Here is a 9,050-nt window from a genome sequence, read left to right on the forward strand (position 1 = left end):
GGACCGGCTGGACATCGATGAGGCCGCGCGCCTGGCGGAAGAGTCCGCGCGCCGCGCGGAGCAGGAGTTGCAGCGGGCTCGGGAGTCCGCCGCGTTCTCAGGCCCTCCCGTTCCCAGGTCCTCCCGTTCTCAGGCCCTCCCGTTCCCAGGTCCTCCCGCCGTTCCCCGGCGCCCTCCTTCCGTGCCGCACGGCCCCCTCCCGACCGGACGGCATGGGCACCGTCCGATACTCGAAGGAGGAGAACCTTTCAGGCCCCTCCGCCGCGACCTCCGGGGGGAGGGGAAACGCGGATCCTCCGCGACGGGGGACAGCAACCGTAGGGGGACGCTCATGCTTCCCGGGTCTCATCTGGCACTGGCCCTCGCGCTCGGGGCGGGAACGGCCGGCGCCGCCGCCACGGCCGCGGTAACGCCCACACCCGGCCCGACCAGCCCATCCGGCCCGACCAGTCCATCGGCCCCGACCAGCCCGTACATCTCGCCGAGCCCAACCGGGTCACCGAGCCCGACCGGATCGCCGAGCCCGACCGGCCAGGCGGGCGCGTCGGCCCGCGCCGAGATCAAGGACGTCGACGGCAACCAGGTCGGCCTGCTGCGCATCGACACCAGGGACGACGGCAAGGTCAGGCTCAGGGTCCGGGTCCGCGGCCTGCCCCCCGGCTACCACGGCTTCCACATCCACAACAAGGGCGTCTGCGACCCCAGGTCGACCGACCCCGCCACCGGCAGCCCCTTCTTCAGCGCGGGCCCCCACTTCAACCTCGGCCCGGGCCCGCACCCCGGCCACTCCGGTGACCTGCCCAGCCTCCTGGTCGGCAAGGACGGCGTCGGCAGGGCCACCGACGTGACCGACCGCTTCCGGGTGCGGCAGCTCCTCGACGGGGACGGCAGCTCCGTCATCGTCCACGCCCGGCCGGACAACCAGGCCAACATCCCCAAGCGCTACAAGCTCAAGGGGGGCGGGAGCGGCCCGGACGCCGAGACGCTCAAGACGGGCGACTCCGGTGGCCGCATCGCCTGCGGCGTGATCGCCCGGCGTTAGGGGGCAGGTCCCGGCCGTGCGCCCGGGCCTCTTCCGGACGTCCGGCCCGGAGGCCCGCTCCGCGACGGGTGGAGCCCGTGAATCCGCTCGGTCCGGCAGGCGGGCCAGAATAAATGAGATTTTCTGCCACTTTGAAATCGTTACCGAGGTAACGTATCCAGATGCGGCCGTTTACGGCCCCATCACCGGTGACCTGTCGGAGGTCGCGGAAGGAGTGCGGGTTATTCGAGGCCCTCCGCGTCGGGGCATTACCGCTCAGCATGTCAACGGCATTCGTCGAGAGAATGGCAGAGAAGAGATGGACCCGAGCAATCTCACGTGGCGGAAATCGAGTTTCAGCAGCAGCAACGGCGGTGACTGCGTCGAGGTGGCCGAGCTCGGAAGCACCGCCCACCGGCCGGAGCGCAAGCGCGACGCCACCCATGCCGTCCGCGACAGCACAGACCCTTCGGGGCCCGTCCTCTACTTCACCCTCACCGAATGGAACGCATTCATCAAAGGCATCAAAGCATCCGAATTCGACCTTACGGAACCGACCGGGTCATAACCTATGTTCTGCTCCTTGATACCGGCCGGTTCCGGCACGGGAAAGGCCGGCGGCTCACGGGACGCGGAAAAGGCGGGCGCGGTGCTGACCACGAGTTGAGCATTTGCTGACCCGCCCGCTCCTAGCGTTTCCGTAGCCGGCCGGAGGGCCGGGACCGGACCGGAGGGGCAGGCCATGCGGCGGCTGGAACGCGAGCGGCGACGGCGCGTCGCGGTCATCCCCCTGATCGGGATGGTCGCGTGCGCCCTGTCCGCCTGCGGGAGCGGCCCGGCGCCGGGCCCGCTCTCACCCGGCGGGACCGCCGCGACCGCCGGCGGGGTGCGGCCCGGCGGCACGCCGGGCATGCCGGCCGCCGGATCGGCCACACCGGGCGGAGCCTCCGCCGCCCCGGTGTTCCCCGGCACCGCCCCGATGTTCCCCGGCGTCACGGGCCCCGCGCTCCCCGGCACCACGCCGCCGGACGCCTACGCCCATGGCCGGCCCGGCATGCTCGGCCCGGCCGCCGCGAGATTCCCCGAGCGGGTATACGTGCCCAACAGCGAGAGCGACACCGTCACCGTGATCGACCCGCGCACCTACCGGGTGCTCCGCACCTTCGAGGTCGGCCGGCGGCCGCAGCACGTCGTCCCGTCGTGGGACATGAAGACTCTCTGGGTCAACAACACCGACGACGACTCGCTGACGCCGATCGACCCCAGGACCGGCAGGCCCGGAAAGCCGGTGCACGTGGACGACCCCTACAACCTGTACTTCACCCCGGACGGCCGCACCGCCCTGGTGCTGGCCGAGCGGGAGAACCGGCTCGACTTCCTCGCCCCCCGCACCATGAGGCTCCGGCACTCCATGAACCTGCCGTGCAGGGGGATCAACCACGCGGATTTCACCGCCGACCGGAAGACCTTCCTGGTCAGTTGCGAGCTCTCCGGGCATCTGGTCGCCGTCGACATGGCGACCCGGAAGATCCGCGCCGTCATCGACCTGGCGGACGGCACCACCCGGCGCGGCACCACCCGGCGCGGTGGCGCCCGGCCCGGCGCCACGCGGAACAGCGGCACGCAGCGCGGCACCGCGCAGAGCCATGACACGCAGCGCGGCACCGCGCGGAACAACGGCATGCAGTACGGCACCGCGCACGACCACGGCATGTGGGGCAGTCACACCGGGAGCGGCGTCACGCGGAGCGGCGGCCTGTCCCGGCGCAACGGCCTGTCCCGGAGCACCGGGCATGACGCCGTCCTGCCCGGCCACATGCCGGAGACCGGCAGGCTCGGCGCCAACATGCCGCAGGACGTCAGGCTCTCCCCCGACGGCACCACCTTCTACGTCGCCGACATGGCCAGACGCGGCGTGTGGCTCGTCGACGCCGAGAAGTTCCGGGTCACGGGTTTCATCGGGACCGGCCGGGGCGCCCACGGGCTCTACGTCAGCCGGGACTCGCGGCTGCTGTACGTGTCCAACCGCGGCGCCGGATCGGTCACGGTCATCTCCTTGGCGCTCCGCCGCCCGGTCGACACCTGGCACATACCCGGCGGCGGTTCGCCGGACATGGGCGGGGTCTCGGCCGACGGCAGCCGCCTGTGGCTGTCCGGGCGTTACGACGGCGTCGTCTACGTGTTCGACACCCGTGCCGGCCGTCTCATCCGCAAGATCAAGGTCGGCGCCGGTCCGCACGGCCTGTCCGTCTATCCCCAGCCCGGACGCTATCCGCCCGGCCGCACCGGGATCCTCCGGTGAGGTGCGGCGGGCCCCGTTCACGGCCGACCGGCCCGGCCTTCGAGCTCACGCCTGCGGCGTAGCAGCGCGGCGTGACGGGCGCGGGCCCGCACCAGGACGACGAGGGCCACGGCGGTCATCGTCACCGCGACGGCGACACCCGTCACGCCCACCCAGGTCCCGCGGACCGCGGCGACGGCGACCGCGGCGGCCGTCAGCAGCCCCGTCGCCACCACCGACAGCCAGCCGGCGATCACCTGGTCGAGGGCGAACAGCGGTGTCCTCCGGGTCAGCGCCCAGCTCCCGTAACCCGTCCAGGCCAGGCAGAGTGCGACGAGCAGCCCGAAGGCCAGGTGCGTGCGGCCCGGCAGCGCCGGCTCCGTGGCCCACAGCAGGCCCACGCCCACCGCCCCCACCAGGCCGCCCAGCAGCGCCACGACGGCGCCGATCCGGCTGCGCAGTGAAAGCGGCCGGGACAGTTTGCCGATCATGTCATCGGGGTTCATCGCCGGTATCCCTTCTCCGTCAGATGGTCGCGCAGCATGCGCCGCGCACGGGAGAGGCGTGACTTGACGGTGCCGACGGGGACGGCGCAGATCTCGGCGCAGTCTTCCACGGAGAGATCCTCCAGGTAGAACAGCACGAGGATCTCCCGCTCGCGGACCGGCAGCCCGGACAGCCCCTCGACCAGCTCGGCGCGGTCCACGAGCGCGACGGTCGCGTCCGGTGACACCGGTCCGTCCCCGACCGCGACCTCCGGCCTGGCGTACTCCTCTCGGAGCCTGTTGGCCACCGCGCGCCGGGCGATCGTGAACAGCCACGGCGCGAACCTGCCGGGCTCCTTGAGCCGGGGCAGCCCGCGGACCACGGCAAGCCAGACCTCCTGGCTCACGTCGTCGGCCTCCACCGGGCCCAGCATGCGGCGGACGTAGGTCCACACGGGGCCGTGCCAGGCCCGGACCAGCTCGGCGAACGCCTCACGCTCGCCGAGCTGGCAGCGGACCACCAGTAGTTCGTCGCTCACCTTGCCTCCTCACCCGGCACAGTCGGGGAGCAGGCCCGTCAGGTTCACGGCCCCGCGGGCTCCGGCTCACGATCCCACGGCCCCGCGGGCTCTGGCCCACAATCCCACGGGCTCCGGCCGTGGAGGGCGGAGGCTAGTCCGCCGGGAGGTGGGCGGTGAGCCACTCGACAAGCGGGGTGAGGTCGCGCCAGACCGCGCGGACGCGGTCGAGGACCTCGGGGGTGTGGACCCACGGCTCGGGAGGGAAGCGGCGGCCGGCGTGCAGGGATCTGTGGCGGAGCAGGTCGAGGCGGGGGTGGCCCTCCGGGGTGCCGCGGGGGCGGGTCTTCAGCCGGTCGCCCTCGATCTCGTAGCCCGCCGCACGGAGCTCGTCCACGATCTTCGCCAGCGGGACGCCGCTGAGCTCCTCGTCGACCGCCTGACGGTAGCGGGCGAGCTGGCCGCCCTGCGCCGAGTAGAGGCCCGCGCCGGCGTGCAGCCCGGCGGCGTCGATCTGGACGTAGTAGCCGATGGCGTCGGCGGTGGCGGCATAGGCGCCCTGGTGGGTCTTGTAGGGCGACTTGTCCTTGGCGAAGCGGACGTCGCGGTGCGGACGGAACAGGTGCACCGGGCCGAACTCGGCGGCCAGCTCCTCGCCCAGCGCGGTCATGGGCGCCCTGACCATGTCTGTGTAGAGCTGCTTGTGACGCGTCCAGTAGGTCTTGGAGTTGTCGGCCTCCAGGCCCTCGTAGAACAGGAAGGCCTCGTCGGGGAAGCCGCTGAAACTCATGGTGCCCATACTTCCATCCGCGACCGACATCGGCCCGTCACCGCCTGACGGGCTCCCTGTCCTCGCCGTACTCCTCGCCGGGGGCGAGTTTCCCGCCGTACAGCTCGGAGACCGTCACGAACGTGTAGCCCCGGGCGGCGAGCTGGTCCAGCACATGGGGGGCGGCTTCGATCGTGGTGGGGTGGATGTCGTGCATGAGCACGACGGAGCCCGGCGGGGCGGCGCTCGCCCGCCGCGTGACGATCAGGCTGTCGCGGTCGCGCCAGTCCTTGGTATCGACGTCCCACAGGATCTGGGCGAGCCCCCTGTCCCGGGCCACGGCGGCGACGCGCTTTCCGGTGGCCCCGTACGGCGGCCGCATGAGGGTCATCCAGCGCCCGGTCACGTGGTGGACGACCCCCTGGGTGCGGCTCAGCTCGCCCCTGATCCCGGCCTCCGACAGTGCGGTGAGTTGCGCGTGGCTCCAGGTGTGGTTGCCTACCTCGTGCCCCTCCGTCACCATCCGGCGGAGGTTGTACGGGCCGTCCCCCTCCGCCACCATCCGGCCGATCACGAAGAAGGTCGCCCGGACGCCGCGGCCGGCGAGGATGTCGAGCAGCTGCCCGGTGTGTTCGCCCGGCCCGTCGTCATAGGTCAGCGCCACACACTTGATCCGTCCACAGTCGATGTGGCGCTTCCCGGGCGGGACGGGATACCTGCTCCTGGGCCACTGCGGCTGGATCGCGGCCAGTTTGGCGGCCAGGGCGCCGGGGTCGACCGGCGGGGGCGGGGTGGCGGGGGCGGCCACCGGCACGCTCCCGGGCCTCACCACGGCGACCGGTGTGGCGCATCCCCCGGCCCCTGCCATCAGGGCGATCAGGACGATCCACAGCCGCACGCTTCCCCCAAGGAGGCCATGCGGGGCTACGGGTAATCCTCGGCCGCGTCCCCCCGCAGGATCCTGGCCAGGTCCTCCCACCAGGATGGGACATCGGCCTGTAGTTCGGCGTATCGACGCGCCACCCGGATGGCGCATCCGCCGGGATCGGTGCCCAGGTGACGGCGTTTCACCGGCCCCTCCTGCCAGCGGTAGAAACCATCGCGGAAGCGGATGACCAGCCCTATCCAGACCGACAGGATCCCGTCGTCCCCGACCTCGTGGACACCGGTGACACCGAGGTCCCCCAGCTCGGCGCGGAGCCGGGCTATCTCCCCGCGCGGCCCGTTCACCCGCCACCTCCCGGGCCGGGCGGCGGGAGCGGTCGGTCGGGGGCGGGGCCGTCGTCCGGCGGGGCGGGCAGGGCGGGACGGGAGACCGAAAGCGACATACTGTAATGATGCGGTTCCGTCCTGTCGCCGGACAGTGGTTCGCCGCTATTGGTCTGGAGCCCCCGGCCCCCGGTGGTGGCCACCGAGGGACGCCCCGCGGGGCCTACGCGGCCTGCCGCTGCGCGGGCAGCCGGAACTCGCCCTCCTCGATGGCGTAGTCCTCGAGCATCGTACGGAGCTGGCGACGGCCGCGGTGCAGACGCGACATGACCGTGCCGATGGGGGTGCCCATCCGCTCGGCGATCTCCTTGTAGGCGAAGCCCTCCACGTCGGCCAGGTAGACGGCCACCCGGAAGTCCTCGGGCAGGGCGCGCAGGGCGTTCATCACCGCGCTGTCGGGCAGCTGCTCCAGCGCCTCGGTCTCGGCGGACTTGAGCCCGGAGGACATGTGGGACTCGGCGGCGGCGAGCTGCCAGTCCTCGATCTCCTCGGTGGCCGAGAGCTTGGGCGAGCGCTGCTTCTTGCGGTAGTCGTTGATGAAGTTGTTGGTGAGGATCCGGTGCAGCCACGCCTTGAGGTTGGTGCCCTCACGGAACTGGTGGTAGGAGGTGAACGCCTTGGTCACCGTCTCCTGCACCAGGTCCTCGGCGTCGGCGGAGTTACGGGTCAAACGCATCGCGGACGCGTAGAGCTGGTTGGTGACCGGTACAACGTCGCGCTCGAACCAGTCCTGGCGCTGCTCTTCGGTCATCGTGATCACGTCATCCCCCTCTTGCTATTCCCCCACTCACCGTCCGGTGCAGGCGCGAGACACCTTCCCCCACGGCTTACGGCATGCTCGCACGCACGTGGTAAAGGTGCCGTTAAGAGTGATCGTGCCTGCTCAGGGGGTTCATCAGTGGCTGTGCCAGTGGCGGGTGCGACACGCCCTACAGCCGGACAAGTCTCATTATCGTAACATCCTTCCTTCAATTTGACTGAACATGTGTCTATCATCACATAACCGCAGCTAGCGATACCTTTAGCCCTATGAAATACGTGGATCGACACGACCCCGAGACCCGGACCTGGGTGGCCGAGGCCATCCGCCGAGTCGAGGCCGACGCCCATAGAAGCTGCGACACCCATCTCCACGTCTTTCCGCTTCCCTCGCGGTGGGGGGTAAACCTCTACCTGAAAGACGAGTCGGTCCACCCGACCGGTTCGCTCAAACACCGGCTCGCGCGCTCTCTCTTCCTGTACGGCCTGGCCAACGGCTGGATCGGTCCCAGGACCACGGTCGTCGAGGCCTCCAGCGGCTCGACCGCGGTGAGCGAGGCGTACTTCGCCCGGCTCATCGGCCTGCCGTTCATCGCGGTGATGCCCGCCTCGACCTCGCGCGAGAAGATCGCGCTGATCGAGTTCTACGGTGGCAAATGTCACCTGGTGGACGACCCTGGAACGATCTACGAGGAGTCCCACCGGCTGGCCGTCGAGACCGGCGGCCACTTCATGGACCAGTTCACCTATGCCGAGCGGGCCACCGACTGGCGCGGCAACAACAACATCGCCGAGAGCATCTTCAACCAGATGGAGATGGAGCCCCACCCCGAGCCCACCTGGATCGTGGTCGGCGCCGGCACCGGCGGCACCTCCTCCACCATCGGCCGTTACATCCGCTACCGGCGCTACGCCACCCGGCTGGCCGTGGTCGACCCCGAGGGTTCGGCGTTCTACTCCTCCTGGTGCTCCGGCGACGCCACGGCCACCGCTCCCGGCTCCCGCATCGAGGGCATCGGCCGCCCCCGGGTGGAGCCGTCCTTCATGCCCACCGTGATCGACCGCATGCTCCAGGTCCCCGACGCCCTCTCCATCGCGGCCATGCGCTGGGTCCGCGAGGTCACCGGTCGCGACGTCGGCGGCTCCACCGGGACCAACGTGGCGGCGGCCGTACAGCTCCTGCGGGAGATGCGCGAGGCGGGCGAGCGGGGCAGCGTCGTCACCCTGATCTGCGACGGCGGCGAGCGCTACCGGGACACCTACGACAACGACGCCTGGCTCGCCGGGCACGGCCTGGACATCGACCCCCACCTGGTGGGGCTGAGGTCCTTCCTCACCGAGCCCTGACCTCCGCTCCCACCCGACCAGAATTTCCTTTTGGCGCTAGGGTTTGGGCGCTAATGTGAGCACCACTTGCATCGATCTTGAAGAACTCGCGAGGAGGGGCATATGACGACGCCCTACGGTGACTTCGGGCGGAGCGGCGACCCTGAGGTCGACCGGCTGCTGGAGGGCTTCGGCAAGCTCTCCAAGCAGTACGAGAAGATGATCGACGAACTCTCCGAGGCGAACGGGCAGGGAGAGGCCGCCGACGGTCTGGTCCGGGTGGAAGTCGGTCCCGAGGGCTCGCTGATCGGCGTGAAGATCGACCCGCGGGCCATGCGCCTGGGCTCCGAGGCGCTGGCGGACGCGATCATGGAGGCCGCCACGAAGGCGCAGACCCGCGCGACCGAGCGCCTGAGCGAGGTGATGGCGCCGCTGACCAACCAGTTGGAGGGCTTCAACCACTCGGTGCAGGACCGGTTGCCGCGCATGGGGCTGACCCCCCGCATCGACTCCGATCCGCAGATCGCCGAGGCGCTGCGCGAGCTCCAGAAGATCCGCTCCGAGCACGAAGGCCGGTGATCACCGAGGCCGGTGATCCGGCGGACCGTACGGCAGGCCGTGC

General features: G+C 70.8%; 11 protein-coding genes. 5 read left to right on the forward strand and 6 right to left on the reverse strand.

Annotation, left to right across the window (positions count from 1 at the left end; translation table 11 throughout):
* Nucleotides 1–331: 331 nt before the first annotated feature.
* The 3 genes from ACWDS7_RS43720 to ACWDS7_RS43730 all read left to right on the forward strand — a co-directional run bounded on the left by ACWDS7_RS43720 (nucleotide 332) and on the right by ACWDS7_RS43730 (nucleotide 3,323).
* The gene (locus tag ACWDS7_RS43720; protein WP_451934097.1) at nucleotides 332–1,042 is read left to right on the forward strand and encodes a superoxide dismutase family protein; all 711 of its coding nucleotides are present in this window, start codon (nucleotides 332–334) and stop codon (nucleotides 1,040–1,042) included.
* A 298-nt stretch (nucleotides 1,043–1,340) separates the two neighbouring features.
* Nucleotides 1,341–1,589 (forward strand): DUF397 domain-containing protein, encoded by a 249-nt coding sequence (locus ACWDS7_RS43725; protein WP_451934098.1) that lies wholly within the window; start codon nucleotides 1,341–1,343, stop codon nucleotides 1,587–1,589.
* A gap of 174 nt (nucleotides 1,590–1,763) precedes the next feature.
* Nucleotides 1,764–3,323, forward strand: a complete 1,560-nt coding sequence (locus ACWDS7_RS43730) for a YncE family protein (protein WP_451934099.1) — start codon at nucleotides 1,764–1,766, stop codon at nucleotides 3,321–3,323.
* Nucleotides 3,324–3,340: 17 nt separating this feature from the next.
* Here ACWDS7_RS43730 and ACWDS7_RS43735 read toward each other — a convergent pair whose 3' ends face one another.
* The 6 genes from ACWDS7_RS43735 to ACWDS7_RS43760 all read right to left on the reverse strand — a co-directional run bounded on the left by ACWDS7_RS43735 (nucleotide 3,341) and on the right by ACWDS7_RS43760 (nucleotide 7,094).
* On the reverse strand, nucleotides 3,341–3,808 hold the full coding sequence (locus tag ACWDS7_RS43735; RefSeq protein ID WP_306865123.1) for a hypothetical protein: 468 nt from the start codon (nucleotides 3,806–3,808) through the stop codon (nucleotides 3,341–3,343).
* Nucleotides 3,805–4,326 (reverse strand): RNA polymerase sigma factor, encoded by a 522-nt coding sequence (locus ACWDS7_RS43740; RefSeq protein WP_451934100.1) that lies wholly within the window; start codon nucleotides 4,324–4,326, stop codon nucleotides 3,805–3,807. Before ACWDS7_RS43740 ends, ACWDS7_RS43735 begins: the two co-directional genes overlap by 4 nt.
* Nucleotides 4,327–4,459: 133 nt before the next feature.
* Entirely contained in the window at nucleotides 4,460–5,095 is a 636-nt protein-coding gene (locus ACWDS7_RS43745; protein ID WP_451934101.1) for a DUF2461 domain-containing protein, read from the reverse strand.
* A gap of 37 nt (nucleotides 5,096–5,132) precedes the next feature.
* Nucleotides 5,133–5,972: a polysaccharide deacetylase family protein gene (locus ACWDS7_RS43750; RefSeq protein WP_451934102.1), complete on the reverse strand. Its 840-nt coding sequence runs from the start codon at nucleotides 5,970–5,972 to the stop codon at nucleotides 5,133–5,135.
* Nucleotides 5,973–5,998: 26 nt separating this feature from the next.
* Entirely contained in the window at nucleotides 5,999–6,304 is a 306-nt protein-coding gene (locus tag ACWDS7_RS43755) for a hypothetical protein (RefSeq protein WP_451934103.1), read from the reverse strand.
* A 202-nt stretch (nucleotides 6,305–6,506) separates the two neighbouring features.
* Nucleotides 6,507–7,094: a sigma-70 family RNA polymerase sigma factor gene (locus ACWDS7_RS43760; protein ID WP_043657805.1), complete on the reverse strand. Its 588-nt coding sequence runs from the start codon at nucleotides 7,092–7,094 to the stop codon at nucleotides 6,507–6,509.
* Between the two features lie 278 nt (nucleotides 7,095–7,372).
* On the opposite strand from ACWDS7_RS43760, the gene ACWDS7_RS43765 reads away from it, so the two are divergent.
* Together ACWDS7_RS43765 and ACWDS7_RS43770 are read left to right on the forward strand one after the other, a co-directional pair.
* Entirely contained in the window at nucleotides 7,373–8,449 is a 1,077-nt protein-coding gene (locus ACWDS7_RS43765) for a PLP-dependent cysteine synthase family protein (protein ID WP_306865109.1), read from the forward strand.
* 102 nt (nucleotides 8,450–8,551) lie between these two features.
* A complete protein-coding gene (locus tag ACWDS7_RS43770; RefSeq protein WP_451934104.1) occupies nucleotides 8,552–9,007 on the forward strand; it encodes a YbaB/EbfC family nucleoid-associated protein in 456 nt (151 codons plus the stop codon).
* The last annotated feature ends 43 nt before the right edge of the window (nucleotides 9,008–9,050 follow it).

It is taken from the genome of Streptosporangium sp. NPDC003464, from assembly GCF_053588315.1.